Source organism: Salinibacterium sp. VpJ6 (assembly GCF_059767345.1).
In genome coordinates this window covers 1,166,678-1,191,628 of sequence record NZ_JBSOQL010000001.1, presented here as the reverse complement: position 1 = coordinate 1,191,628, position 24,951 = coordinate 1,166,678, and the positions used below count along the sequence as shown (strand labels likewise).

Genomic DNA, 24,951 nt, shown 5'->3' with positions numbered 1-24,951 from the left:
GATCTCGTGGTGCTCGAAGGATCGCGACGCCCCCATGCCCAACCTCCTCGGGGATGTCCCACGTGAGCACTTCGGGGAGAATATCTCACATACCAGGTGCCTCTCAATAAACTCGTCGAGAGATCAGGATGGCGACTACTGGTTCAGAATGATTCTCCTCCGGGCTGTGTCGATGCCATGGACGTTCGGGTAGTCACACGAGGCGTTCCGCCACACCGCGAGCAGAAAAGTGTTGGAGCCACCCGGGTCCTATAGGCTCGCGATGTGAAGCAGCGCCAGAATGTCACGACGAGCAAATGTGCTCGCATGCCGCGATGGAGTTGAGCTTCGGAAGCCGCGACATCCGCGACTTGTGCATCGTCGGAACGGCGGGCGCCCTGAGCGAGCCGGTCTTAGCGGCGTTGCGTGACACCCTCGCCGATTTGCATGCTGCCCCCGACTTGGGTGCACTCCCGTTCGTTGTGGATGTCTTGGATACAGTGCGCGGAACGATTACAGTCGAAGTTACTAGTAGCTACGAAATTGTCGGCCTAGCAATGCGTTCCCGCCACCACGTGCGCACCCTTAGCTTTGGAAGTTGGGGAGACGCGAAACGCATTCGGATCGACGACATCAGGCCCAAGGGGAGTAAGTAGATGACTATAGCCACCTTCGAGCCGCGCTGGGCTTCCTCGCCCGCGAACAGTATCCTGCGAGCGATAGAGCGCCTTCACTGGAGCCTGGATGACTTTTCGGATCGTCTTGGGGTGGGGGACCCTGAGATGCGGCGCATCCTAAGCGGAGAGCGCTCGATCGACGCTGAGCTCGCCCACTTACTTTCAAAGGCTCTTGGCGGGTCGAGCGATTTTTGGTTGGCCCGCGAAGCCCAGTTCGATGAAAGTCTTAGCGCGCTATCGGCCGATGAATTCGCGCGGAAGCTACCGCTCGACCAGATGATCTCGATGGGTTGGATCGACTCGTCGCCTAGCTGGCGCGCGCAGGCACGATTGGCGCTTGACTTCTTTGGCGTTGAGTCAGCAGAAGACGCGGAAGCACGTCTCGGTAGCAATGTCACTCGAGCACGCTATCGAGCTTCCGCCGCCTTCGATTCGGACTCTGTCAAGCTGGCCGCTTGGATGCGGCAGGCGGAGCGTATGGCGCAACAGCGCCCGTTGCCGCAGTGGAATCCTCAAGTTCTCTCAAGTGCACTCGATGAAATTCGTGCAGTCACACGAGTGCGTGATCCGCGGGTATTTGTGCCGCTGGTGAAGGACAAGCTCGCCCAGTGTGGGGTCGCGCTCATTGTGCTGCGCCCGATCAAGGGCGTCGCAGTCAGCGGAGTTACGTTCCGAAGCTCGGAAGATACTCCAACCATCGCGCTTTCGGCGCGCCACATGTCCGACGATCATCTGTGGTTTACGTTATTTCACGAGATTGGGCATCTGCTGCTTCACCCGGATGAGGATGTCTTCGTGGACGAGCTTGACCGCTCCCCGGAAGAAGGACTGTCGGTTATGGAGGCCGAAGCCAATAAGTTCGCAGCCGAGACCCTCATTCCGTTCGGGCTCGATGATTTGTGCGCTAGGCGCGCCCAAGGGCCTGCGATGCGGGACATAATGCGCTTTGCTGGGCGGCACGGGGTCCCGCCCGGCATCGTTGTTGGCCAGCTGCAGCACCGTGGAAAGCTCAGTCCAAACCAGCTGAATAAGTTGAAGCGACGGTACAGCTGGCAGGGCGGAAACCTTCACCTAGGTGCTGCCTACCCTGAGAACCGCACGTAGCGGTCCGGAGTTTTTTGCCAATTGCAGATTGCATCCTCCAGCACATCAGGGCGGAGGCCGGTTAGATCAGAAAGTATGCTGAGCTCGGTTTGCAGTTCCAGCGCCCCACCTTCACCGATTTGGCCTCTGAGAAGCAACTGCGCACCCCTGAGAGGTCCGGTGGCTCCGACAAGGTAAGAGTGAGGCAAGGTGAGGTCCACAAGGCCAAGTTTCATCAATGTGGTCAAGTAGTCGAAACGGGCAATTCTTCCGAACTGAGCGACATCATCCATGGATGTGTAGAGCGACGCGAACCGCTCGGTGCTCGAAAGGTTTGGATACTGATTGAAGTGTCCCTCGTGATCGTTAGCGTTGCTCAGAACCCAACCGACGTAGGATTCGACTGCTTCGCCCGTGCCGTTTGGCTCCCACGCGTTCAAACTCTGGTACTTGCGATGGTTGCTGAATCCGCGCGGTCCCGGCGCCGCTTTCAAAGCTTCCTGATGCTCATCTAACCAGAACCGAAACAATGTTGGATCGGCGGATGTCTGCTTCCAATTCCAGGTCTCGCCATCTCCCAGGCGGCCATAGACGTCTCGGACGTATCGCCATCCGGCTCTTGAATGCTTCCCAAAATGCACGAATAGGAAGATCAGCCAAACGGCTTCATCGTAGTCGCCTGCGCGCGCGTGAAGGATCGATGCCTTTAAAGGATCGAAGCCCGGTGAGCTCGGGTCGGTGCTGGACGCGTCAAGATCCCGGGCTTTGAGCCGGTTGAAGTACTCAACACGTTGCTCCGAGTCAATAATCTGCTCAATAAGAGCTGCGCGGATTGCGGGATCGACCGCACCAGGCAGCCCGCCGTGAGCTGCTTCATAAATCTGGAGTTCCGCTTCTATGCGGAGGGCGTCCGCCGCGTAGTTATTCCTAGTCATGGTGCGTTCCGTCTCTGTTCTTCTCTGTCTTGAAGATATAGCGCGTAGAAGGGGTTGATTAGTGCTGATCGTATTCGGGCAATCTCTTCGGCGTCTTTGGTCGCGAAAGCGCGCAGGAGTCTGACGATGTCGCCCCAATAGGCATCGGATTCGATCTCTGTTCCTAGCACCGCCGTAGATCCAAGAGTTCTGATCTTCTTCTCGGCGTCCAATACTTGGACGAGTGCGTCCTCGATCGGCGTCGCAGGCATAGCTGGCATCTGATAAAAAGTCTGCCAACCGTCGTGGTCCACAAATTTGTCTATCTCGCTGAGGTTTCTCTTGTACGTGTGCATGCTGCCGACGAAGTGGACGTAACGCCCAAGTTCAACTCCGAGCCGACGAGCAACGATCTCCTGGATCATGGTGAAGGCAAAAACATCGTGGGGCAGGCCAACGTAAGCGTCGTTTGACCGCATCGTTACGATGAGGTCAAGATGGTCCTCTCTGCGGAGAAACTGCATCGAAGTGGTGCATGGCACGTCGAACTGGTTGGAGAGATCTGAATGATCGAAGATCTGCACCACGGCACGCCTGGTGTCTTTTTTCCGTCGAAGCAAATCGATAACGTCCTCTAGGCGTGACTGTTTGCCGAACAGCCTCGGCCCGTAGGCACCTTCAATGCGTCCTTCAAGCGCGAACTTGTCATAGCCACTGATGTAATAGCGAATCATTTCGAGATCGTCGGAGCCAGACAGATACCAGAGAAACTCGCCAAGAGCGCTGAAGATTCGTCCGCGCGTTTGGCTCCGACTGACCCGCGCTCGTGGGTGCAACAACTCAACCGTTACTGCAACGAGTTCCTGTGCCTCACCCTGGGTCGGAGAGATCGAGTGGCCCTCGTTCCGAATCGCAGTGAACACCTCGTTCAATACGTCGTCGAGCGTCTCTTCCTTGACAAGCCGCACCATTGCACCTCTTCTTGCGTTGAGCCGGCCCTGTCCCGACTAACACTCATCTTATTGCCTTGAAACCGAACGCAAGGGAGTGCAGTTCCCAATTATTTGGAGGAGAATCGAAAGATGCTTGTTGCCGCTGCGATCGTTCAAAACGCCGACGGTCGAGTGCTGATCGCCCGCCGGCGGCCAGACATCCGGAGCGGGGGCAAGTGGGAATTTCCGGGTGGCAAAGTCGAAACCGGCGAAACGCCCGCAACGGCGGTAGTGCGTGAGCTCCGAGAAGAACTGGATATCACAATCTCTCCAGGGGATCAGTTGTGCCGGTCGCGAGTTTCTACGTCGCACGGCGTCATCGACCTGGTTTGCATCTGGGCCACGCTCACAGGAGCGGGTCCGATATCGAGCACTGACCATGACGAACTTGTATGGTTCGACGCCGTAGATCTTCCCAGCAGCGGGTGGTGCGCCCCCGATCTTGAGGCGGTTGCATTACTTCGAGGTGGCGCAACCGCTGACAGAGTCTCGCGCTGAAGTGACCGCGGCATATCTCGGGGAGGGGGAGAAGTTGCACAGACAGTGGGTCTGTGCGTTGGCCAGCCCGGCAGTGTTACGGAGGCGAAGGAGTTGAGGTTACGCTCGGCGGGAGTCCGGGCTGAAGCGCCCTCGTCCGAACGGTCAAATGCGACAGCAGGGTTCGACTCCGTGAGCTGATCTCCGGTCGGCCTTAGCAACACGCACCTGCTTTTAGTGGCATCCTGGCTCATGTGGTACCCGTTCTAGCTGACTTCGATGATTCCGGTCCCGGCGGGCGGCGGATGGTGATTACCCTCCCGTTCGAGCTGGAGGAGGGGATTGGAGTGAACAATTTGATTCAGCGATCGTCGAGCTAATTCCCGACGGGTCGGATTGCGTTGACATTGTTTTCTTTGATGGCCGGAGTACGAGAATGTATGAGGGCGATGAGTTCGTGGTATCTCGTTCGTCGCAGTAACAGAACGAAAATCAGCTGACGCGTCTCTATCGAAAACACGCGCTTGGATTGCTTCAGGGCATTGTCGAACTCACGCGTCTCGGAACGCGACACTGCCCGCTACCCAGCGAGCCCTACTTCTGGCAGCTCGGGCACCACCACATGTAGCGGGTGTCGGTGGGGCCGGTGCCGAGCTGGTCTGACTCGATGCGGGTGCCGCAGCGCAGACACGCTTCCCCGCGCCGCCCGTGCACCCAGTAGCGGGGTTTGCCGCGCGGCAGGCCTGTGAGATTGCGGATCGGGCGGTCCTTGTTCACCATGATCGCCTTGAAGGCGAGCGCGACGAGGCGCTTCGGGTCGGCGATCTCGCCGATGGGGGTGTGCGGCCGAACACCGCGCAGAAAGCTCAACTCGTTCGCGAAAACGTTGCCGAGACCAGCGAGGTTCCGCTGATCGAGTAGCGCGAGCGCAACCGGACGCGCTGGGTCTGACAACAGGTTCGCCAACGCGAGTTCGGCATCCCAGTCCGGCCCGAGAAGGTCAGGGCCCAGGTGCCCCACAATGCTGTCTTCGAATGCCGTGGGCACCACTTCAAGCAGCCCCAGTTCGAAACCGACCGCGGTCTTCGATGCCGTGCTGAGCACTCCGCGAGCCAGGTAGGACGGCTTGCGCCACCGCTCGCCGGCACCGTAAATCTGCCAGACGCCCTCCATCTTGAGGTGGCTGTGGATGGTGAGGCCCGAGCCGGGTTCGCTCGCGGGTGCGGGTGCGGGTGCGGCGGCGGGTGCATCGGCGGCGTCGGGGCCCTCGGCAACCCGAATCAGCAGGTGCTTGCCGCGCGGCACAACACTCGTGACGGTCTGGCCGCTGAGGTCGAGCGTCGCGAACGCGGGCACCCGAAAGTCGGTGCGGGTGAGCACTTGCTGGTCGAGCGCGGCCCGTAGTTTCGCTGCCGCCTTATAGACGGAATCACCCTCAGGCACGAAGCCTCAACCCCTGCGGCGTCGCGACAAACCCAGCCTCCACGAGGGCTTTGCCCACCGGGGTGCCGACGGCGAAATCACCGTTGACTTTCTCGATGCGCAGCTTCGGTAGCGTGCCCCGCAGGGTGCTCGTGAGCGAGCGGGTCGCGGCATCCACGACGGCGGGTTCCAGATCGAAGGCCAGCAGGGACTTGCCGCCGCGCTCCAGATACAGCGCCAGATGCCCATCGACCATCACGACGATCGCGCCCGCCTTGCGGCCGGGGCGATGCTTCTTGGGGGCATCCGCGACGGACTTAGCTGGAGCAGGATCAAGATTCTCGTCAGACGGGTCGGCAGCGTCGCCGCCATCACCCCCAGCATCCGCGCCACCAACCACCGGCCACCCAAGAGCAGCCCCGTAGGGGTTCGCGGGGTCAGTCGCGGCGAGGGTGATCGCCAAAAGTTGGGGCGCAGCATCCGGATCCCGAGTGAAACCACGCAGGCGGTCGACGGTGGCTCCGGTCGCGAACTGGGCAGCACCGAGCCCCTCGATGAAGTAGCCGCGGCGGGCGCGACCGGTCTCTTCGAAGCCGCTCAGCACGCGGTACGTCAGGGCGAAGCCACCACGGATGCCCTCGCTCACGACCGCGCCGCGCGTGACGACAGCGTGCCGTTCGAGCATCAACTCGGCGGTCGACTTGGCGCGCACCGTCGTCTCACCCTCGGCCGTTTCGTGCAGTGCCCACCGGCCGGACGCACTCGGCGGCCCGGCTTGTGCCACCGTCGAGACGCGTCCGCGATAGGCGCGAGCCCGTGCCGGACGCGGCGCCCGAGTGGCCCGCACCGTGCCGCCGAGATGCGCGCGCAGGGGCGCAAAACTGTCGTTCGTGATGAGCGACCGCCACACCAGATCCCACAGTTCCTTCAGCAGCACCTTGTCGTCAGTGCTGCCCACCTGATTCGACAGTTGCCTAAAGAAGAACGCACCGCCACCGGCCAGCGCCTCCAGAATGCTTTGCTGCAGCTCGCTCAGCCCATCGCGATCGGGCTCGGGCAACGTCAGCGCAGCGGTTGCCGCGGGGTGCAAACTGATCCAGCCATCGCTGCCCGCCAGCGCGCCCTGCCCGGCCCACACCACTTCGCCCGACGTTGTCAGCTCGTCGAGCCAGGCGGGCGAATAGTCGCGCACGCGCGAACCCAGAATGAAGTTCTCCCACGCGGATGCCGGGGCTGAGTACCCAGCGAGTTGGTCGATCACTTGTGCCAGGCCATCAATTCCGCGCAGCGAGTCACCGGCGGCGGACACGTGCTGCCAGGCGGGCAGGAACCGACCAAGCGTCGCGTGGGACACCGGTTCGACCTCTTGCCGCAGTGCTGCAAGCGAGCGACTGCGCAGGCGGCGCAGCACATCCACCGAGCACCATTCGGTGCCGCTCGCTCCGGGGCGGAACTCGCCATCGACGACGCGGCGGTCGGCCGCGAGGCGACGCAGGGTGTCCTGCACGACGGCGGTTCCGAGACCGAAGCGGGCGGCGGCATCCGCCAGTGTGAAAGGTCCGTGGGTGCGGGCGTAGCGACTGACGAGGTCGCCGACGGGATCGTCGACGGGCTCGATGAACGCGGCGGGCACGCCAATGGGCAGCGGGACCCCGAGGGCATCCCGCAGTCGTGCAGAGTCTTCGATGCCGGCCCAGCGGCGTTCGCCCGCGATGGTCACTTCGAGCACGCGGTTCGCTTTTGCGAGCCCGGCCAAGTCGGTGGCGAGGGCGGCGCCGGTCACGAGCGAGCGCGCCTCGATCTCGGCAACGGTTTGCGGGCCAAGCACGCGCAGCAGATCGACGAGCCCCTCGGCATCCCGAGCATGACGCTCTGTCACCAGTCGCTGCAGCTCGTTCTCGGTCTGGGCGATCACGTCGGGGTCGAGCAATTCGCGCAGCTCGGCGCGACCGAGAAGCTCGGCGAGCAGTGCCGGGTCGAGCGAGAGAGCTGCAGCGCGACGCTCGGCCAGCGGTGAATCGCCCTCGTATACGAAAGCGGCCATATAGCCGAACAGCAGGCTGCGCGCGAACGGCGACGGCACATCCGTCTCGGTCTCCATCACGCGGATGCCGCGGCTCGCGATGCGCTTCGTCAGCGCCGTGAGCGCCGGTAGGTCGTACACGTCCTGCAGCACTTCGCGCACGGTCTCAAGCACGATGGGAAAGCTCGGGTACTTGCGCGCCACATCCAACAGTTGTGAGGCACGCTGGCGCTGCTGCCACAGCGGCGAACGCTTGCCGGGATCGCGGCGCGGCAACAGCAGAGCACGAGCGGCACACTCTCTGAAGCGTGCGGCGAACAGCGCCGAACCGCCCACTTCTTCCGTGACGATCTGCTCGAGCTCGTCAGCGTCGAACACAAAGAGGTCGGCACCGGGCGGCGCGGCATCGGTGTCTGGAATGCGCACGACGATGCCATCGTCACCGGCCATGGCCGCGCCATCCACCCCTAGCTGTTCGCGAATGCGCGCCGTAATCGCCAACGCCCAGGGTGCGTGCACGGGCATGCCGTACGGGGAATGCAAGATCACTCGCCAGTCGCCCAGCTCATCGCGGAAGCGTTCGACAACAAGGGTGGTGTCGCTCGGCACGTGACCGGTGGATGCCTTCTGCTCGGTCACTAGGGCGAGCAGGTTGGTGACGGCGTGCTCATCGAGCCCGATCGACTCGGCCCGGGCACGCGCATCGTCAGCGGATGCCGTAGCAATTTCCTTAGTGAATGCTCCGATAGCTTCGCCCAGCTCCGCCGGGCGGCCGAGGCCATCGCCCTTCCAGAACGGAACGCGGCCGGGCTGGCCGAAAGCGGGGGAGACGAGCACTTGGTCGTGGGTGATGTCTTCGATGCGCCAGCTCGTAGTGCCGAGCGCGAAGATGTCGCCAACGCGGGATTCGTAGACCATCTCTTCGTCGAGTTCACCAACGCGACGACCGGGGGCTCCGGCTTCGCCGCCGATCATGAAGACGCCGAAGAGGCCGCGGTCGGGGATGGTGCCGCCGGAGGTGACGGCGAGGCGTTGAGAGCCGGGCCGACCGCTGAGCGTGCCGGCGATGCGATCCCACACCACGCGGGGTCGTAGCTCAGAGAATTCGTCGCTGGGGTAGAGCCCGCTCAGCAGATCGAGCGTTGCGTCGAAGGCGCTGCGCGGCAGGGTAGAGAACGGGGCGCTGCGGCGCACGGTGTCGAACCACTCCTCGATGTCGATTTCGTCGAGCGCGACGGCGGCGACGGTCTGCTGCGCGAGTACGTCGAGCGGGTTTGTCGGCACGGCCAGCGCTTCGATCTGCCCACTCCGCATCCGCTCAACGGCGACAGACGTGTGGATGAGGTCGGTGCGGTGCTTCGGGAACAACACACCTTTGGAGATTTCCCCAACCTGATGCCCGGCTCGCCCAATGCGCTGAAGCCCACTCGCGACCGACGGCGGCGACTCAACCTGAATGACAAGATCGACGGCGCCCATATCGATGCCAAGTTCGAGCGAGCTCGTGGCAACGACGCAGCGCAGCACTCCCGTTTTGAGGTCGTCTTCGATGATCGCCCGCTGATCTTTGCTAACCGAGCCGTGGTGCGCGCGGGCGAGCAGCGGCGCGGCGCCCATGGTGGATCCGCCCTGCGCCATCATCTGGGCGGGTGGCTTCCACGGTTGCTGCGGGGCGGCGTAGGCGGCGGCATCCGCACTGGCTTGGGATCGCTCGAGAACGGCCGCGGCATTACCGGTTCCGCTGTCTGCGCCGTCACCAGTTCCATCTGCGCCGTCACCACCACCGCCGCCGGCGTCACCACCGCCGCCGGCGTCACCACCACCGCCGGCGTCACCACCACCGCCGTCGACGCTGCCCTCGCTCAGTCGCTCGTCGTAGATCTCGTTGAGGCGGGCGGTGAGTCGTTCAGCCAACCGCCGCGAGTTAGCAAAAACAATGGTGGAGCGGTGCTCGAGAATCGCATCGACAATGCGTTCTTCGACGTGCGGCCACAGGGATGCCGCTGATTCCGGAGTCGCCTCGTCGTCACTGCCGTCGCCGCCGCTGGCTTTGCCGCGTGCGGAGGCCACGGTGCCGGGGATAGTCATGTCGGGTACGGGAACAACGACGCTCAGCTCGAAGGTCTTCGCCGAGGGCGGGTGCACGATCGAGACCGGGGCTCGTCCGCCCAAGAATCGCGCTACTTCTTCGATCGGTCGCACGGTGGCGGAGAGGCCGATGCGCTGTACGGGCTTCGCGAGCAGCGCATCCAGCCGCTCAAGGGAGAGAGCAAGGTGGGCGCCGCGCTTGGTGGCGGCAACCGCGTGCACTTCGTCGATGATGACGGTGTCGACGTTCTTGAGGGTCTCGCGGGCTGCTGAGGTGAGCATCAAATACAGCGACTCAGGGGTCGTGATGAGAATGTCGGGTGGGGTGCGCGCGAGAAGACGGCGGTCTTGCGCGGTGGTGTCTCCAGAGCGCACGCCCACGGTGATGTCGGTCTCGCCGAGCCCGAGCCGCCGAGCGGTTTGGGTGACGCCGACGAGCGGGGCGCGAAGGTTGCGTTCGACGTCAACGCCAAGAGCTTTCAGCGGCGAGATGTAAAGAACGCGAGTGCGCTGTTTGGGATTGGCCGGGGGCGGGCTCGAGGCGAGTTGGTCGATCGCCCACAAGAAAGCGGCGAGTGTCTTACCGGAACCGGTCGGGGCAACGACGAGCGCGTTGGCTCCGGAGGAGACAGCATCCCACGCGCCGAGTTGCGCCGGGGTGGCAGCATCGAACGCGCCCTGGAACCACTCTCGGGTGGCGGGCGAAAATTTGCCGAGCACGTCGCTCATGTCTCTATCTTCGTCGCAACCCCTGACAGAGTGCAGTGTCGCGTCAAAGGGCGATGACTCTCGGGCGTGCCGCAGGTCGCTCTCCTGCCACGCTCGACAAGCCCTTAGTGCTGCACCCCCACCGAAGTCGAGGCCACATGCTACACTCCCGATCATTCCTCAAGTTGGCAACTATCATTCGCGATGACCTGCGGGAATAGGCCCAGCGCGAATCGAAGCAGATGAGACTGCACCAGCTCCACAACGCGAAGGAAGGGTGATATGAAACCGACAGAACACAATCGGCACCGTGTGCGGGGAGTGCAGGAGCGCCTGCCCGCAGTGGCGATTACGGTCCTCAGCGTTGCTCTCGCGCTCGGCGCTTGCACGCCGCTATCAGAGCGCGGAGACGAGAGCCCGAAGGCATCGTCCCCAACGGGGCAGACGTCGACAGAAGGCGCGGTGACTGCACCCTCGCTAGAAGAACAGCTTGATTTCGAGTGGAGCACGGTCATTGCCCGATTCCCGGACGCGGTGCGTCCCGACGTGCCACTGATCCGGTACATCGACCTACACGAGTGGGCATCGGTGCAGGCAGAATGCATGAACGCGGAGGGGTTTCCCGATGTCTCCGCGACCCCGGACGGCGGCCTCTCCTCCGGCACTATCCCACCCGGTCAGGAAGAGGCCTACGCGATCGCCGCGTATGTCTGTGCTGCTCAGTACCCTCGAGACCCAAAATACCTCACTCCCTGGACGGACGAGCGACTCGGTATGGTCTACGACTACTACATTGACAAGCTCATACCCTGCCTCAAAGGCGAAGGCTACGAGCCTCCAGATCCACCGAGTCGCGTGACCTTCATCGACGGATACGACGGCTGGTCACCCTACCTCGGCGTGGTGGACTACACCCAAGATGAGTGGTTTCACATCAACGAGATCTGCCCGCAATGGCCAGAAGGACTCTACGACTGAGCGAGCAGCATGCCACAGGATGACGGCGGGAAAGCGAACGCGCTAGTTGGACTATGGCCGAGTGAAACTGGCGCAGTTCCCCTGTATTTCGCAAGGTTCGACTGGCGCGTTATTCCTTCGCAGCGTGCGTGTGCAGAAAGCTCACAAAGTCGTTGAGTTCGTCGGTGGAGATCGCGTGCGCAAGCCCCTCATAGATGCGGGTCTCGGCGCGGGTGTGATCAACAAGCCACTCTTCGGTGCGCTCAATCGCCGCCGTAGGAATAACCGGGTCATCAGTGCCGCGGCCCCAAAACACGGGCGGACGGATGCTCGCGAGCTTCGCATCTCCCGGGTGCTCGGCACTGGCCACGAACCCGGAGAGTGCGACGGCGCTCGTGAAGCGTTCCGGGGCGAGCCGCAATAGCTGGAGCGACATCGCAGCCCCCTGCGAGAAACCGAGGAGGCTCACGCTCGTGTACTGCTGGGCATCGAGCCATGCGAGCACGGCGTTGGCGGCGTCATCCACCCCGGAAACCTGGGGGAGACCGCCGCCGCTGAGATCGATCGGGAACCACGAGAACCCGCCGCTTTCGGGGAGAGGCGCTCGCAGCGAGGCGATGACCGGACCGAGCGGCAGCGCGGGTGCCAGCGCAAACAGATCGCCCTCGTGGGAGCCGTAGCCGTGCAACAACACGATGAGCGGGCGGCCTGCCCGTTCGCGTTCGGGGGCCGACCAGAGCACTGCGGAGGAATCGATCTGCATGGCACAAAGCCTACGCGGCGCGGCTAGGGGGTTGGTGTGACCGAAAGAACCTCGGAAAATACCTCGAACTGTGCAGTGAAAGCGTTGTGCACTGGGGCGTCGCAGGTGAGCCTGGCGATCAATTCGCTCTCCGAACCGAGCATCGATCGGGCTGCCAGTTCAGTGATCTGGGCAACTCCGTCGGGATTGGTGTGACTGATGGTGACCGAGGCGAACTCAATCGTCGAGTCGCTACCAACCTCCGCGATAGCGATGTCGAGCAGGCCCGGATCGTGGAGTTGCGCGTCGGGATCCTCCTCAAGGAAAGCAGTGAATTCCCGCACGAGTACGGCATAAGAACCGTCGAAATCGTCCGAAACGTCGGGATCAGGCAAAGCCAGACGTTGGGTGGTGGCGAGCTGACAGCCAGTGGCCTCATCCTGAAGCACATTGATGCCAGCGCGATCAAACGTTGTTGGTTTCCATGTAGCCCCGGGAGCGATCGACCACACCGGCTGGCCTTCAAACACTGCGCTTCGATCGAGCGGAACGTGCACGTCGACCGCAGGTCGATCGCTCCCGGAACTCGTCGGTTCGGGTCGCGCCTTAGTCGCGTCGCTCCCGGAACACTCACCGAACTCGTCACACTCATACGAGCCGGCGGAGGCAAGCGCTGAGGTCACGATGATCGTGGTCGTAGCGGCGGACGCGAGAAACACGATGATCGCGACCGCGATTAGCGCCCACGCCCACCCAGGCAGCGGAACGCGGGCAGGCGTGGGCGCAGCCTCAGCCTCAGCCTCAGCCTCAGCCGATGCCGATGCCGATGCCGATGCCGGTGTTGCCGTTGTCGGCGCCGCGCGTTCTCCGTCGCTTTCCTGTGACGGCTCAGAAGCGGAGGGGCTGTTCTCGGTCATGGGTTCCCTTTCGTGTGACAGGCGTGTGCCTGAGAGAGGAACGCTAATTCGGGGGCTGTTGCCTCCGGCTTGGGACTGCGCGAGCTGTGCACTGCGCGAGTGAAAGCGGGATTGGGGACGACTAGTGGCCACCTCGGTCGGCCCGCCGCGGCATCCGACCGACGACATCGTGCACGCCAAGCCCGCGCGATAGGTGACAATGGAGCATGAGCTCCGTCGGCACACCAGACCCCAACTCGTCTTGGCTTTCAGATGAAGAGCTTGCGGAGACCCGCAGGCGACTGCCGCTGCTCTATGTCGAGGCTGTTCCCGTACGCGTGGATGGGCTGGGTCGCGTCATTGAGGTCGGCACTCTGGTGCGCGGCAACAGCGGTGAGATCACCCGCACGCTCGTCTCGGGCCGTGTCATGTTTGGCGAGACCTTGCGCGATGCTCTGTTCCGTCATCTGGAAAAGGATCTGGGCCCCATGGCCTTCCCTCTCCTCCCGGCAAGTCCGACCCCGTTCATGGTCGCCGAATACTTCCCGTGGCCCGGCGACAGCCAGTTCACGGACCCCCGCCAGCACGCCGTCTCGATGGCCTACGTCGTTCCGGTCACCGGTACGTGCGAACCACGTCAGGATGCGCTCGAGCTCACCTGGTTGAGCCCCGCCGCCGCGGTATCCGACGACGTTACCGCTGACATGGAAGGTGGCCGCGGAGCGCTACTGCGCGCGGCCCTCGCGTCCGTCGGAGTGCTGCCGTAAGCGCGAGCTAGCTCCTGCCCGTCAGTCTGCTGAGGGCAAGCTTTGGAAATTCAGGAAATCCGTTCACGGGTTCGCGCACGGGCGCGGAAAAAGCCCAGAACTCTGCGGGAGCGATGCCGTGCACACGGATGGTTCAACAGAGTTTCCTGAATTTCCGAAGGGAAGCGTGACCGCGCTCGCGCAGCGTGACCGCGCCCGCGGTCGGCGAGTCGTTGTGCGCCGCGTGTGGTGCGCTGAGCACTAGCTCGAGCTCGAGCTCGGGCTCGAGCTAGTGCTCGTGCCCGTGCGTAGGCCGTTGTTGCTGCTGTGCATTGCGCGTCCGCGGGTGGGACGGGAGCTGCCCAACGTTGGAAATTCAGGAAATCTGATGTGCGCACGTGGGTTGCCAGACTGGATGCCCCGAAATCCGGGCACACTCGGGCCCGTGAACGCTGGTCGAAACAGAGTTTCCTGAATTTCCAAATGGTGATCAGGCGGACTGTTCGGCCGACGGACTACCCGACAGCTAGCTAGCCGCGCAGCCACGAGCCACCCAGCGACCCAGCCACCCAATCAGCGAGCGCGCCCTTAAACGCCGAAGGGCGACGAACCCCACCCCAGCAGTGCTGGGGGTGATTCGCCGCCCTCGACGGTAAAACTGTGGCACGCGCACGCGCACGCGCACGCGCACGCGCACGCGTGCTCGCCTGCACGCTCACGCGAGCTCGCCGACACGCCTGCGCGTGCTCGCCGCACGCTCACGCGAGCTCGCCGGCACGCTCACGCGCACCCGGCAACACGCTCACGCGCACCAGTTAGAGCTAAGGCTTAGCGCCCGCTGCTCGATGCGCGACGGTTAGGTCGAACGACCTGGCCGACGCGAACCGGTCCGCCGTTGCCGGCCTGAGCGCGACCCTTGCCGCCGCGCGGACGCGAGGGGGCTTCGGACTGCTGCTGGCGAGGCTGGTGAGTTGAACGCTGTTCGCTTGCACCGGAACCGGCTACAACGGCGCCACGGCCGGAGCCTTGACGGTCGTTACGCTGCTGGCCGCCACGAGCGCCGCCGCGGGGCTGGCCATCACGAGCGCCCTCGCGAGCACCGTCTCGGGCGCCATCGCGTGCTGCACCGTTACGGCCGCCACGAGCGCCACCGCCACCGTTGCCGCCACGTCCACCGGCGCCACCACGGCCACCCTCGCGGGCACCGTCGCGTTCGCCTTCGTAGAATCCAGCACCTTCGCCACCGCGACGCGAACGCTTGCGCTGGGCGTTTGCGCCCTGCGAACGTCCACCCTGCGACTGGCCACGGACGGGAGCTGCTGCACGAGGAGCAGGCTTCACGTATTCGGCTACCTCGCCGGTCAGGGCCACGACGGCTTCTGACTTGGCGTTGACGTGCTGCGGGGTCACCGTGATGGCGGCCTTGCGCAACAGCGCTGCGGTGTCTTTGCGCTGGGTCGGAAGAACGATCGTCACGACGTCGCCCTCTTCACCAGCACGAGCGGTACGGCCACTGCGGTGCAGGTATGCCTTGTGCTCGGCGGGCGGGTCGACGTGGATGACCAGCTCAATGTTGTCGACGTGCACGCCGCGCGCGGCAACGTCAGTAGCGACAAGCACCTTCACGTCGCCAGCGGAGAACGCGGCGAGGTTACGGTCACGGGCAACCTGCGAGAGGTTTCCGTGCAGGTCAACGGCGGGGATTCCGGCATCCGTCAACTGGCGTGCCAGTTTCTTGGCGTGGTGCTTGGTGCGCATGAAGAGGATGCGGCGGCCGGTGCCCGAAGCGAGCTTCTCGATGAGAACGCGCTTGGATTCGACGCTTTCGGTCTCGAACACGTGGTGAGTCATGGCGGAGACGTGCGAAGTCGCTTCGTCAACCGAGTGCAGTACCTCGTTGTGGAGGAAGCGGCGAACCAGCTTGTCTACACCGTTGTCGAGGGTGGCGCTGAACAGCATCCGCTGTCCATTGCTCGGAGTCTTGTCGAGGATGCGGGTCACGACGGGCAAGAAGCCAAGGTCGGCCATGTGGTCGGCCTCGTCAAGCACGGTGATCTCGATGGCGTCGAGGCTCACGAAGCCCTGCTTCATGAGGTCTTCGAGGCGGCCGGGGCAAGCAACGACGATGTCGACGCCGGCCTTGAGGGCCGCAACCTGGCGGTTCTGGCTGACGCCACCGAAGATCGTGGTGGTGTTGAGGCCGTAGGCCGCAGCGAGAGGTTCGATCACAGCAGAGATCTGCGTGGCGAGCTCACGGGTCGGTGCGAGCACGAGACCCAGGGGGCGACCCGAGCGGCGCTTGCCGCCCGAGAGCTTGCCGCCGAGGCGAGCAACCATGGGCAGCGAGAAGGCGAGGGTCTTGCCCGAGCCCGTCTTTCCGCGGCCGAGTACGTCGCGACCATTGAGGGTGTCGGGAAGGGTGTCGAGTTGGATGGGGAACGGCGTGGTCTTGCCATCGGCTGCAAGTGCAGCAACGAGAGGGGCGGGTACGCCAAGCGAGCTAAAAGTTTGTTCAGTCAAAACGGTGGTGCCTTTCGGGCATAAGTAACAGATGGGCGTTACACCGGAGGCGCACACACCGTTCGGATTGAACGTGGCAGTGCTGATCTACACCGACCCAATCAGGCGTTTCGCACGGATGCGGCACACAGGTCAGATCTCGAACTTTCGTTCGGCGCGGATTACTCCAGTTCGCCGGAGAAAGTTATCTACGAGCCTCACGTTTCTGATTGACGTGGGCGAGAAGAGGGAAGCGTTCTACGACGCAGGGAAACATAATTGTTTCGCAAGTTCCCCCAGCGTAGCAGTTATGCCCCTAGTAGCGCTCGCCTACCGGCACTTGCACAGCCAGAGTGTTTCCGGCCTGCGCGAGCGGGCAGGCCCACGCGGGGTCGTAGGCGCACGACGGGTTGTACGCAAAGTTGAAGTCGAGCACGAGCGACTCGGGCGTGCTCCCCGGCCCAAGATCGGCACCCTTGACGGTATCGAGAAGGTAGCGGCCACCACCGTAGGTTCCGCCCTTCACTCGAGAGAAAGCATCCTTCACGGGGATAAAAATTCCGCCGCCATACGACGCCAAGCGCCACACATCGAGCGAGCCAACCGACTCAATCTCGACCGTGCCAAGCAGGTTGAACGGCACAACGCCATCCGTTCCTGTCTCCACGTTCATGCGGCGACCGTCGCCAGGAACAATGGATGCTTCGAAACGCCAGTCGGGATTGTACGACTCAAACGGCAGCCCCTTGAAGCCGCGCAGGTCCTCAGGCAAGAGCGGCGAAGCTGGATGCGTGGCAAACATCTCATCTCGTCCCGCACGCCAGTCGGCGTGGGCGCTCGCGGCATCCGGGTTCTCGCGGATAGCGGCGTAGAGAGCAAAGTTGCGGCGGCGCCAGTCGGCTACTTCAAGAGCGGTCATGAGTTCAGGCTAACCCGCGCAGCCGACAGCGAGCTTGGTGGGGCGCTTGCCTTCAGCATCCGCCCGCGGGAAACGCGCCAGCGCAAACCCTGCCATCGCAAAACGCGCAGCCAACAGGCCGCTACTTGTCGCGCGAGAGCAGCGCCCGCACTTCGCTCTCGGCTGAGGACAGACGCTGCGGGTTGATCGTCTCGCCGGCAGAGAACAGGTCGACGATGCGTGGGTCGACGTAGCTTTTCTTAGCGATGGCGGGGGTGTTGCCAAGTACCTCGGCTGCCGCTTCCATCGCCTCGCGAATAGCGCGCGATCGTGCCCGCTGGCTCAGTTTCTTCACCGCTACGTCGGCTGCGGCTGCGCTCACCGCCAGACTTGATGCCGCCGCGATCGTGCCGCGCAGGGTGCGAAAGTCCTTGGCGGTGAAGTCACCGCCTGTGCGTTCGCGAACGTAGTCGTTGATATCCGCTGCGGTGAGGGAGCGGCGCTCGCGGCCTTCCCGCCAGGAGAGAACCGAAGCGTCGGGAGCACTGCGCAGGCGGCGTCGAATGAACTCGGCGAGGTCGGCATCCACAATTTCGCTCTCCCACTGTTGACCGCTCTTGGCGGGAAAGCAGAGTTGCACGCGATCGCCGACCACGGTGACGTGATCGCACAGCAGAGTGGAGAGGCCGTGGCTGCCGTGTTCTTCGGCGTAGCGTTCGCTGCCGACGCGCAAGGAGCCGGTGTCGAGCATCCGAAAGGCTGCGGCAAGAGTGCGCTCACGAGGGTCTTTGCTCGAGCGCAAGGTGCGGGTGACGACGCCGCGAGCGCCCGGCAACACGGCGGCAAGTTCAAGAGCGCGGTCGAACTTCACGCGGTCCTGACGTTCGCGCCAGGCCGGGTGGTAGATGTACTGGCGGCGGCCCGCCTCATCGAAGCCAGTCGCGAGAACGTGGCCGTTCTCGTAGGGGCAGATCCAGACTTCGGTCCAGGCGGGTGGAATGCCGAGCGAGGCGAACCGCGACTTGAGGTCGGCATCGGTGACCGTCGCGCCGGCAGGGTCGCTGTAGCTAAAGCCCTTGCCTGATCGCTTGCGCGAGTAGCCGCGCCCTGATGTGTTGCTCCGCCGCAGTCGAGGCACCGCGTGTTCCTTTCGCCCCTGCGATTCGGCTCACGCCGACGGCTGAAGCCAGAACGGTCAACCTAAAGGTTGAGATTACTTCTTCTTGTTGTGCCCCAACTCCACGACGGGGCCAGGCGGCGCAGAGCCGCACCGCGCCACTGCCAAAACGCCCAGTAGAGCGGCCACAGAAGGGGAGTAAGAACTCCCGCACTGAAGATGAGTTGGTCGCGGTAGAGGGTTTTGCCTCCGGGCGCGGCACTGATCGCCATGGAGTGTTCCCAGTGCGCGACGAGCGCGAGGGGACCACTGAGCCCGCGGCCGCTGTCACGCATGATGCGAACACCTTCAGGAGCATCCGGGAATGACACATCGATCACTTGTTGGCCCACCGGGAACAGCCCCGCAGCAGCCATGCGCACCGGATGCTCGCCCGCTTGCCACAGCTCCGGAAAGCCGCCAACTTCCAATGAGGTGAAAGTCGAGAGCGGTGCCGAGACCTCTTGAAAAACGTGCGGGCTGCGGATGGCGCGCCAAGCGTCGTCGGGGGCACAATCGAGTTCGAACTTCAGCAGCACGCGCATGCCTCTAGTGTGCTCTTGTCACAATCAGTAATCCAGTGCGAATTCACGGGCCACGGCGTTTAGCCTCAAGAAGTGAACGATCCCCGCACCCAACCCCAGTACCAGGTCCGCTTTGGCTTCGGTCGCGCTCAAGCGCACGAGTTGAGCGACGGCGCCGACGTCGTCGTGTGGGCGGATGCTCTGGCCGACGGTTCCACGCCCGCTCCCCAGCTGCCCGGAGAATTCTCGGTTCTCAGCGCCGGCACCGGGGCAGCCACGGCCGTCGCCGAGTGGGTCATCGCGCAACAAGAACTCAAAGGTGACCGCTTCACCGTCGCCGTCATCGCTGCCGGAAACGCGGACGGCGGGTTCGCCGTCGACGACCTCCTCGCGGCGGGTGCGATCGTGGATGCTCTCGCCGATGCTGGCATTGACTACATTTCTCCGGAAGCGGCATCCGCTGTCGCTGCTTTCACGGGCCTCAAGTCTGCTCACAACCACTTGTTGTCGGCGAGCACCGCGGGCCAGCAGCTGATTCAGGATGCCGGACGCGGCGCCCTCGATGCCGCCATTGCCAGCAATTCCGCAGCCAGTTTTGCCATCGTTCAGCACAGTCGGGAACTCGTTCGGGAATGACCCTCGCGCTGTGAGCGTTGAACCGAATAGTCACTGACTGAGCTACCTGTCATTGACTCACGACATCGACTCAACGGAGGACAGTATGAAGGCAGTAATCGGCGACACCGTCATCGCAGAAGCACCCAAGGAAGATCTCCTCAAGATTGAGGGCAACTGGTATTTCCCGCCGGCCAGCGTGAACCACGAACTGCTCGTGAAGAGCCCCACCCCGTACCACTGCCCGTGGAAGGGTGACTGCCAGTACTTCGTTGTCAGCGCCAACGGCCAGCAGTACCAGGACCGTGCGTTCAGCTACCCGAACATCCTCCCGGGTGCAGCAGAGCGCGTCGGCAAGGACTTCTCCAACTACGTCACCTTCTGGAAAGAGGTTCAGTTCGTCGACTAATCGACGAGCGTCTTTTGTGCGCAGTTAGCGTGCCGCATTGCGAGCACGGTGGCTGCGCACTTTTGCGCGGTTGCCGCAGCGTTGCATCGAGCACCAGCGGCGGTTGTTTGAACGTGATTCGTCGTAGAAGACGAGCGCGCAGTCATCCGCAGCACATTCACGGATGCGTTCGTGCTGTTCTTCGCCAAAGAGGAAAATGGCTTCGCGCGCCATCGTTGCGAGCGCCTGACCGGTGCGAACGCGGGTGCGACCGGCCTGAAGGCTTCCGCCGGCCAGCCGGGGCGGAACATCCGGAGTCGCAGCGAAGAGGTTGATGATGTCGACCTGGCGGGAATCGGGAGTGCCGTTCACGCTGAGCGCGGTGGCAATCGATGCGATAGCTTCGCGCAGCCCCTTGGCGTCGGTGAGATCGCGATCGGTGACCGTGCCGTCGCAGGCTTCAAAGCGGCCTTCGAGCCACGTCGCTAAATCGGCGGGAGTGTTCAGCCGCTCCCACGCGGGGTTGTCGCCCATAGCGCCCGTGTACGCGAAGTCGAGCGCACGCGCACCCGAATCAAACCACCACTGACGTGAAGAGCGAGACGTGAACCACTGGCCAGTTGCGCCACCGGCGTTGTCAGTCGGGGGCGTGCTTGAGGACGTGGCGGCGGGCAGAGTTGCGGGCGTGCCAATCGGGGAAGCGGTTTCGGGATGATGCACCTAACCATTATCGCCGGTTACGAGACACCCCGGTGACCGGTTGCGCTCGCGGCCCGACTCGAGGGCGTGCGACGTGCGACGTGCGCGCTCTGCGACGAAACGCGAAGCGCGGGACGACCTAACCGCGTGGCCGCGACACGACCCGATGCACCCAGTCGATGCGATTGGCCGTGCTGAACTTGCGCGAGCACAGCCCGCACGCGAGCACGCGCGTTGGCTTGCGATAGCGATAGTGCTTGTGGCCGGCGGGGCACGTGCCCACCCAGGGTGCAAACTCATCGGCGATCGCGCCACCGTGCAGTCGTTTGCCCTCATAGCCGAGCTCTTTCGCTACGGCCTTCCACTGCGCTCCGTGCCCGGCACCGGGGCCTGCCATCGCATGGGCGATCTCATGCAGCAAGATCTGGTGGATCTCGTCATCCTCATACCGCGCAGCCAAATACCGCGACACCGAAATGCGCTTGTGAGTGTAATTGCAGAGCCCGGCACGGGTTTTGGCGTTGTCGAAGGTGAACTGCCAACTGTCATCCAAGTGCAATCGAATGAGAGCATCAGCCCACACGCGCACTCGGGAAAGTTCAGCCACCTGTCGAGGCTAATCGATGAAGGGCTAGCCCAACCGCACGCGGTTGTCGGCCGGCTCGACGGCATCCCCGGCAGTAGCTGCTTCGATGGATGCTGCACGCTCGGCTTCGCGCTGAGCGCGAGCCCGGCGACGCTTGCGCTTGCGGGCGCCCGAGATGATTCCGCTGGTGATCATGAAGCCGGCGTACACGAACAGGGCGATGGCGATGATCGGAACAAGCCACGCTTTGGCGCTGCCGTTGACGAAGTTACTCACGTAACCGATCCACGGAACGCTGTACCAAAGCTTGCCCTGCACTTGAACGGGCAGCACTTGCAGTTCGTCGGCGACGTCGTTGTTGTCGCCCTTCAACGTGAAAGTGCGGCTGCCGTCGCTGGAGTTGGTGATGCCCGTGACGCGGTGAGTGATCACGCCGGCCTTACCAGATTCGATTTGGTACGTAATGACGTCGCCCACAGCGATCTCGTCGGTATCGATGGGCTTGACGACGATGAGCGTTCCGGGAGGCAGCCCGGGCTCCATCGAACTGGTCAGCACAGTAAGGGGAAGTGCGCCTGCGAGGTTGGGAACGATGATGACGAGCGCACCCACAAGCAGAACGAGAGCAAAGAGACCGCCGCTGATCCCCATGCCGAGGTAGTAGAGAATTCCGTGGGACTTTTCTTCGTCCGTGTTGGCGGAGTCGCGAGCGGCTGCACGGGTAGTCAGGTTAGACATTGTCGGCGTCCTTTCGTGTGCGGCGGCCAGCGATCCACGAGATTCCAGCGCCGACCAGCGCGGCCAAGAACAGAATGAGTACAAGGTACTCCTGGTAAAGCCGCCAGGAGTTGGGGTCAAGCGCGAATCCCGAAGGGAACGTGGGGGTAAGTCCGTTGGCCGTGTCAATGCCGTTGTCGGTTATCGCGGGGCTCGGGCTCGGTGTGGGAACCGGCAGCGCCGACGTGTTTCCGACTCCGTTGGCGGTGGTGTCTGTCGTCGTCGCCGTGGAGCCCGGAACGCTAGGCACGAGCGGAACCGTCGACCCGCTGTTGCCACAGTGTGTTGCGGGCAAGCTACCGGGGGTGGTGTCCGAGAGCGTAAAGCGAAGCGAAATGGATGCCGTAGCCCCTTGACCTTGAGTGCCGGTCAAGTTGCCGAGAGTTAGGTTTGCCGTCACGGGCACGGTCTGGCCGGCAGCGACGAGCACTCCTTCGGTGGTGACGAGGCAGGGCGAGGCGCCGCTGATCGCCTGAGCGGCGCCGGCGTTGCTCGGAGTGCTGGTCGTCACGGTGAGGGCATCGGCGTAGTGAGCGTCCGAGAACGACACGTCGCGCATGGTGATGCGGAGGTAGCCTGCCGCAGTGCCGGTGTTGCGCACGTAGATGGTTTCGGTCTGGCTGTCGCCAGGGCTCAGCAGCGCGATGCTGTCGAAGACTGCGCCGGGGTAGGTGCGGGCGAAGCTCACGCCGTCATCGCTCAGTTCAACGACGCCAACGCCGGTTGCAGCGCTTGCGGGCGTTGCGCCGAGTATGAGGCTGAGCAGTGCAGCGGTGGCGATGCCGGATGCCCGGCGAAGTCCTAGCCGCATGCGAGACCCGATCCTTGACCCCACCAGGTGTACGAGCGCGGTTCGAGCGGAATTCCGGGGGAGTCGGCTGATTCGGTGCCGTCCAAGGCAACGGCGCGGATGGTGACCGTTCCGCTGACGCCGCTTCCGGTGAGTCCGACGGTGGTGTCGGCGGTGTTACCGATGAGCGAGCCGTTGTAGTAAATGTTGTAGCCGCCGTTGGGGGCTACAAAGCCGGATGGCGTCGACCATGCAATGGTCACGCTCGAGCTGTTGGAACCGTTGGTGCACTGCATGTTGGTTGGTGCGTTCGGTGCCGTGCTGATGAAGATGGACTGGGTGAAGGAGCGGCCCGCTGCTGCGACAGCATCCGTGGCGTTCCAGTTCGTTCCCGCACTTGAGTTGAGGGCGAACGTCACATCAGTCGTGCGGCCGGCCTGAGTAACCATGTTGCCCGTGAAAGTCGTGGAAGCGCACAAGATCGCACTGCCCGTAGACGCGAGGGTGATGTTGAGCGTGCTCAGTGACACGGTGCCACCGGCAAGTGTCGAGGAGACCACAGGGGTTGTAGCGGCGCAGGCGGAGCTCGTGCCCACCCAGAACTTCACGGCAACTTGGTTGCCCGCGAGGGTTCCGCTACGAGAAATAGTGACGCTCGTGATTGACGCTTCGACGCTGCCGGTGTTGCGCACGGTGATGGGCTTCGTCACGGTCTGGTTGGTGGCCGTGTAGGTGTGAGGACCGAGGGCGCTGATCGTGGAGGCGCCACTGGTGGTCGCCGTCGTCAATGCAACCGCGCCGGTGGCGGCGGTGGCGGTCTTGGTGGATGACGCGGTCCAGGCGGCGAAACTAACGCCAGAAACGAGCGTGAGGAATACGGCTACGCCCGCGATGATCGAGACGCGCGTGGAGCGCTTCATGCCGCGGTAGCCCTGAGCGGTCGTGCGCTCTGCGATGCGGCTCACGGCTGTACTCCAGAGATCGTGGCGGTGATGGCGACGTTTGTCGACTGGGCGTTTGACGGCGCGTTGGCCGGAAGAGTGACGACGAGGCAGGCGCTCGTGGAGGCGCCAGCGGCGAGCGTGCTGTTCAGGGTTCCCGTGGGAACGCCCGAGCTGGGGCACGCGCTATTGGCGACAGAGATGGTGAACGGGTTCGTGGTTGATGAACCTGTTGCCGTCGCAGCGATTGCTGCGGAAAGTACGAGGGGCACGTCACCGGTGTTGGTGATCGTGAACGTGCCGGTGACTGACTTGCCTGGGGCAAGTGCGGTCCAATTGAGCGACTGGTTTCCGACGGTCAGAGCGGCGGTGCCGGCGCTGATGGTAGAACCGGGCGTCGCGGTAGCGGAGGAGTTCAAGAAGGCGTAGGTTCCGCCGGTACCCACGAGGCCGAGCGAGACGGCGATGGCGAGAACGGCCATTGCTTTGACTACGCCGAGGGTTCCTCCGCCGAAAGCGGTGAGAAACGATGCTGAGCGGCGCTGGTGACGGCCGTTAACCATGTCAAGGCGGTGCGATCCGCGAACTGTCGAGGAGTTCATGGTGCACCGCCTTTCTGTGAGAGAAAACTACTACGAAATGTGAAGAGGATTGCCGGGTGTGCGTCCCCCCAGACCGCCCACCCAGCGGGGTAAAACTAGTTCTGCGTGAGCGTGATGGTGAAGTCGCTCAGCGATACGGCACCCAGCTTGGAACCGTTCTCGGTTCCGGCGGTGGGGCTCTTCGGGTACGTGATGGTGACGCTGACAACAACGGGCTGCGTTCCCGCGGCGGTGCTCACGGTCGAGGTCGATGCGCCGTTGACGGTGAACGTTGCCGACTTGGTGAGTGCTGCTGCGAGTGCGGTGTCGGCGCTGCTCGAGCTAGCTGCCGTGATGGCGAGCGTGCCGAGAGCTGCGGTTGCGGTCAGGTTGTCGCCGGTTGCGGTGACGTTGAAGGTCTTCGTGTAGGTGACGGTGTCGCCGGGAACGATCTTGAAGTTGGCGGGCGACGCGACGGTCGCTGCGCTGCCGAGCTTCCAGCCATCGGTGCTGCCGGTTGCTGCGGCAATGCTCAGCGTTCCTGCCGAGATGGTTCCCGGTGCGCTGACGGTTGCTACGGAGTTCCAGGTAGCGAGGGTTCCTGCGCCACCGAGGAGAAGAGCGATTCCTGCTGCACCTGCGATGGAGCCTTTAACGAGCTTGTTCATGATTTCCTTTCGCGGCGCAGCAGTGCAGGCCGGGATGAATGTGGTTCGGGTTATCGGGATCAGAAGCTGGCTGCTGGTTTCGGGTTCCTGCATCTCGGGATGAGTAGTCGCGAGGTTCGGGCCTC

Annotated in this window: 24 protein-coding genes; 7 read left to right on the top strand and 17 right to left on the bottom strand. The window is 63.4% G+C overall.

Annotated elements, in window-relative coordinates:
* The first annotated feature begins 314 nt into the window (after window positions 1-314).
* A complete protein-coding gene (locus ACWTV1_RS05860) occupies window positions 315-635 on the top strand; it encodes a hypothetical protein (RefSeq protein ID WP_498504472.1) in 321 nt (106 codons plus the stop codon).
* Complete coding sequence (locus ACWTV1_RS05855; RefSeq protein WP_498504471.1) at window positions 636-1,760, top strand: ImmA/IrrE family metallo-endopeptidase; 1,125 nt, start codon at window positions 636-638, stop codon at window positions 1,758-1,760.
* Here ACWTV1_RS05855 and ACWTV1_RS05850 read toward each other — a convergent pair.
* Window positions 1,739-2,674 carry an alpha-glutamyl/putrescinyl thymine pyrophosphorylase clade 3 protein gene (locus tag ACWTV1_RS05850; RefSeq protein ID WP_498504470.1) on the bottom strand — a complete coding sequence of 312 codons (936 nt, stop codon included), beginning with the start codon at window positions 2,672-2,674 and terminating at the stop codon, window positions 1,739-1,741. The genes ACWTV1_RS05855 and ACWTV1_RS05850 overlap by 22 nt on opposite strands.
* Complete coding sequence (locus ACWTV1_RS05845) at window positions 2,671-3,624, bottom strand: thymidylate synthase (RefSeq protein WP_498504469.1); 954 nt, start codon at window positions 3,622-3,624, stop codon at window positions 2,671-2,673. Before ACWTV1_RS05845 ends, ACWTV1_RS05850 begins: the two co-directional genes overlap by 4 nt.
* Before the next feature lie 111 nt (window positions 3,625-3,735).
* Here ACWTV1_RS05845 and ACWTV1_RS05840 point away from each other — a divergent pair, with 111 nt between their 5' ends.
* A complete protein-coding gene (locus ACWTV1_RS05840) occupies window positions 3,736-4,143 on the top strand; it encodes a (deoxy)nucleoside triphosphate pyrophosphohydrolase (RefSeq protein WP_498504468.1) in 408 nt (135 codons plus the stop codon).
* Window positions 4,144-4,716: 573 nt separating this feature from the next.
* On the opposite strand, the gene ACWTV1_RS05835 is transcribed toward ACWTV1_RS05840, so the two are convergent.
* Together ACWTV1_RS05835 and ACWTV1_RS05830 are read right to left on the bottom strand one after the other, a co-directional pair.
* Window positions 4,717-5,565 carry a DNA-formamidopyrimidine glycosylase family protein gene (locus tag ACWTV1_RS05835; RefSeq protein WP_498504467.1) on the bottom strand — a complete coding sequence of 283 codons (849 nt, stop codon included), beginning with the start codon at window positions 5,563-5,565 and terminating at the stop codon, window positions 4,717-4,719.
* A complete protein-coding gene (locus ACWTV1_RS05830) occupies window positions 5,558-10,384 on the bottom strand; it encodes an Lhr family ATP-dependent helicase (protein WP_498504466.1) in 4,827 nt (1,608 codons plus the stop codon). Before ACWTV1_RS05830 ends, ACWTV1_RS05835 begins: the two co-directional genes overlap by 8 nt.
* A 261-nt stretch (window positions 10,385-10,645) precedes the next feature.
* On the opposite strand from ACWTV1_RS05830, the gene ACWTV1_RS05825 reads away from it, so the two are divergent.
* Window positions 10,646-11,341, top strand: coding sequence for a hypothetical protein (locus tag ACWTV1_RS05825; protein WP_498504465.1), 696 nt, complete (start codon window positions 10,646-10,648; stop codon window positions 11,339-11,341).
* Between the two features lie 109 nt (window positions 11,342-11,450).
* On the opposite strand, the gene ACWTV1_RS05820 is transcribed toward ACWTV1_RS05825, so the two are convergent.
* Both ACWTV1_RS05820 and ACWTV1_RS05815 read right to left on the bottom strand, forming a co-directional pair.
* Window positions 11,451-12,083 (bottom strand): alpha/beta hydrolase, encoded by a 633-nt coding sequence (locus tag ACWTV1_RS05820; RefSeq protein WP_498504464.1) that lies wholly within the window; start codon window positions 12,081-12,083, stop codon window positions 11,451-11,453.
* Between the two features lie 23 nt (window positions 12,084-12,106).
* Window positions 12,107-12,979, bottom strand: a complete 873-nt coding sequence (locus ACWTV1_RS05815) for a hypothetical protein (protein ID WP_498504463.1) — start codon at window positions 12,977-12,979, stop codon at window positions 12,107-12,109.
* Between the two features lie 206 nt (window positions 12,980-13,185).
* Between ACWTV1_RS05815 and ACWTV1_RS05810 the strand changes: the two genes are divergently transcribed.
* Window positions 13,186-13,725 carry an NUDIX hydrolase family protein gene (locus ACWTV1_RS05810; RefSeq protein ID WP_341619163.1) on the top strand — a complete coding sequence of 180 codons (540 nt, stop codon included), beginning with the start codon at window positions 13,186-13,188 and terminating at the stop codon, window positions 13,723-13,725.
* A gap of 807 nt (window positions 13,726-14,532) precedes the next feature.
* Here ACWTV1_RS05810 and ACWTV1_RS05805 read toward each other — a convergent pair.
* The 4 genes from ACWTV1_RS05805 to ACWTV1_RS05790 all read right to left on the bottom strand — a co-directional run bounded on the left by ACWTV1_RS05805 (window position 14,533) and on the right by ACWTV1_RS05790 (window position 18,802).
* Window positions 14,533-16,224 carry a DEAD/DEAH box helicase gene (locus tag ACWTV1_RS05805; RefSeq protein ID WP_498504462.1) on the bottom strand — a complete coding sequence of 564 codons (1,692 nt, stop codon included), beginning with the start codon at window positions 16,222-16,224 and terminating at the stop codon, window positions 14,533-14,535.
* 295 nt (window positions 16,225-16,519) lie between these two features.
* Window positions 16,520-17,122, bottom strand: coding sequence for a DUF1684 domain-containing protein (locus ACWTV1_RS05800; protein ID WP_498504461.1), 603 nt, complete (start codon window positions 17,120-17,122; stop codon window positions 16,520-16,522).
* A 121-nt stretch (window positions 17,123-17,243) separates the two neighbouring features.
* The gene (locus ACWTV1_RS05795; RefSeq protein WP_498504460.1) at window positions 17,244-18,239 is read right to left on the bottom strand and encodes a DNA topoisomerase IB; all 996 of its coding nucleotides are present in this window, start codon (window positions 18,237-18,239) and stop codon (window positions 17,244-17,246) included.
* Between the two features lie 62 nt (window positions 18,240-18,301).
* A complete protein-coding gene (locus tag ACWTV1_RS05790) occupies window positions 18,302-18,802 on the bottom strand; it encodes a hypothetical protein (protein WP_498504459.1) in 501 nt (166 codons plus the stop codon).
* A 72-nt stretch (window positions 18,803-18,874) separates the two neighbouring features.
* Between ACWTV1_RS05790 and ACWTV1_RS05785 the strand changes: the two genes are divergently transcribed.
* Both ACWTV1_RS05785 and ACWTV1_RS05780 read left to right on the top strand, forming a co-directional pair.
* Window positions 18,875-19,417 carry a 2-phosphosulfolactate phosphatase gene (locus tag ACWTV1_RS05785; protein WP_498504458.1) on the top strand — a complete coding sequence of 181 codons (543 nt, stop codon included), beginning with the start codon at window positions 18,875-18,877 and terminating at the stop codon, window positions 19,415-19,417.
* A 64-nt stretch (window positions 19,418-19,481) separates the two neighbouring features.
* Window positions 19,482-19,805 carry a DUF427 domain-containing protein gene (locus tag ACWTV1_RS05780; RefSeq protein WP_498505036.1) on the top strand — a complete coding sequence of 108 codons (324 nt, stop codon included), beginning with the start codon at window positions 19,482-19,484 and terminating at the stop codon, window positions 19,803-19,805.
* Window positions 19,806-19,829: 24 nt separating this feature from the next.
* Here ACWTV1_RS05780 and ACWTV1_RS05775 read toward each other — a convergent pair whose 3' ends face one another.
* From ACWTV1_RS05775 to ACWTV1_RS05745, 7 genes are all read right to left on the bottom strand, one after another.
* Window positions 19,830-20,504, bottom strand: coding sequence for a CGNR zinc finger domain-containing protein (locus tag ACWTV1_RS05775; RefSeq protein WP_498504457.1), 675 nt, complete (start codon window positions 20,502-20,504; stop codon window positions 19,830-19,832).
* Window positions 20,505-20,622: 118 nt separating this feature from the next.
* Window positions 20,623-21,090 carry a SprT-like domain-containing protein gene (locus ACWTV1_RS05770; protein ID WP_341619172.1) on the bottom strand — a complete coding sequence of 156 codons (468 nt, stop codon included), beginning with the start codon at window positions 21,088-21,090 and terminating at the stop codon, window positions 20,623-20,625.
* Between the two features lie 24 nt (window positions 21,091-21,114).
* Complete coding sequence (locus ACWTV1_RS05765) at window positions 21,115-21,807, bottom strand: signal peptidase I (protein WP_498504456.1); 693 nt, start codon at window positions 21,805-21,807, stop codon at window positions 21,115-21,117.
* Window positions 21,800-22,657, bottom strand: coding sequence for a hypothetical protein (locus tag ACWTV1_RS05760; protein ID WP_498504455.1), 858 nt, complete (start codon window positions 22,655-22,657; stop codon window positions 21,800-21,802). Before ACWTV1_RS05760 ends, ACWTV1_RS05765 begins: the two co-directional genes overlap by 8 nt.
* Window positions 22,648-23,601 (bottom strand): hypothetical protein, encoded by a 954-nt coding sequence (locus tag ACWTV1_RS05755; protein ID WP_498504454.1) that lies wholly within the window; start codon window positions 23,599-23,601, stop codon window positions 22,648-22,650. The genes ACWTV1_RS05760 and ACWTV1_RS05755 overlap by 10 nt, the downstream gene beginning before the upstream one ends.
* On the bottom strand, window positions 23,598-24,179 hold the full coding sequence (locus ACWTV1_RS05750) for a TasA family protein (protein ID WP_498504453.1): 582 nt from the start codon (window positions 24,177-24,179) through the stop codon (window positions 23,598-23,600). The genes ACWTV1_RS05755 and ACWTV1_RS05750 overlap by 4 nt, the downstream gene beginning before the upstream one ends.
* Window positions 24,180-24,274: 95 nt before the next feature.
* Window positions 24,275-24,826: an alternate-type signal peptide domain-containing protein gene (locus tag ACWTV1_RS05745; RefSeq protein ID WP_498504452.1), complete on the bottom strand. Its 552-nt coding sequence runs from the start codon at window positions 24,824-24,826 to the stop codon at window positions 24,275-24,277.
* Window positions 24,827-24,951 lie beyond the last annotated feature (125 nt).

Bases quoted from the DNA above. Each gene is read 5' to 3' on its own strand.
- ACWTV1_RS05820 (WP_498504464.1), bottom strand. From the start codon at position 12,083: ATGCAGATCGATTCCTCCGCAGTGCTCTGGTCGGCCCCCGAACGCGAA.
- ACWTV1_RS05760 (WP_498504455.1), bottom strand. From the start codon at position 22,657: ATGCGGCTAGGACTTCGCCGGGCATCCGGCATCGCCACCGCTGCACTG.
- ACWTV1_RS05790 (WP_498504459.1), bottom strand. From the start codon at position 18,802: ATGCGCGTGCTGCTGAAGTTCGAACTCGATTGTGCCCCCGACGACGCT.
- ACWTV1_RS05810 (WP_341619163.1), top strand. From the start codon at position 13,186: ATGAGCTCCGTCGGCACACCAGACCCCAACTCGTCTTGGCTTTCAGAT.
- ACWTV1_RS05830 (WP_498504466.1), bottom strand. From the start codon at position 10,384: ATGAGCGACGTGCTCGGCAAATTTTCGCCCGCCACCCGAGAGTGGTTC.
- ACWTV1_RS05745 (WP_498504452.1), bottom strand. From the start codon at position 24,826: ATGAACAAGCTCGTTAAAGGCTCCATCGCAGGTGCAGCAGGAATCGCT.
- ACWTV1_RS05850 (WP_498504470.1), bottom strand. From the start codon at position 2,674: ATGACTAGGAATAACTACGCGGCGGACGCCCTCCGCATAGAAGCGGAA.
- ACWTV1_RS05860 (WP_498504472.1), top strand. From the start codon at position 315: ATGGAGTTGAGCTTCGGAAGCCGCGACATCCGCGACTTGTGCATCGTC.
- ACWTV1_RS05750 (WP_498504453.1), bottom strand. From the start codon at position 24,179: ATGAACTCCTCGACAGTTCGCGGATCGCACCGCCTTGACATGGTTAAC.
- ACWTV1_RS05800 (WP_498504461.1), bottom strand. From the start codon at position 17,122: ATGACCGCTCTTGAAGTAGCCGACTGGCGCCGCCGCAACTTTGCTCTC.
- ACWTV1_RS05765 (WP_498504456.1), bottom strand. From the start codon at position 21,807: ATGTCTAACCTGACTACCCGTGCAGCCGCTCGCGACTCCGCCAACACG.
- ACWTV1_RS05815 (WP_498504463.1), bottom strand. From the start codon at position 12,979: ATGACCGAGAACAGCCCCTCCGCTTCTGAGCCGTCACAGGAAAGCGAC.
- ACWTV1_RS05825 (WP_498504465.1), top strand. From the start codon at position 10,646: ATGAAACCGACAGAACACAATCGGCACCGTGTGCGGGGAGTGCAGGAG.
- ACWTV1_RS05845 (WP_498504469.1), bottom strand. From the start codon at position 3,624: ATGGTGCGGCTTGTCAAGGAAGAGACGCTCGACGACGTATTGAACGAG.
- ACWTV1_RS05855 (WP_498504471.1), top strand. From the start codon at position 636: ATGACTATAGCCACCTTCGAGCCGCGCTGGGCTTCCTCGCCCGCGAAC.
- ACWTV1_RS05840 (WP_498504468.1), top strand. From the start codon at position 3,736: ATGCTTGTTGCCGCTGCGATCGTTCAAAACGCCGACGGTCGAGTGCTG.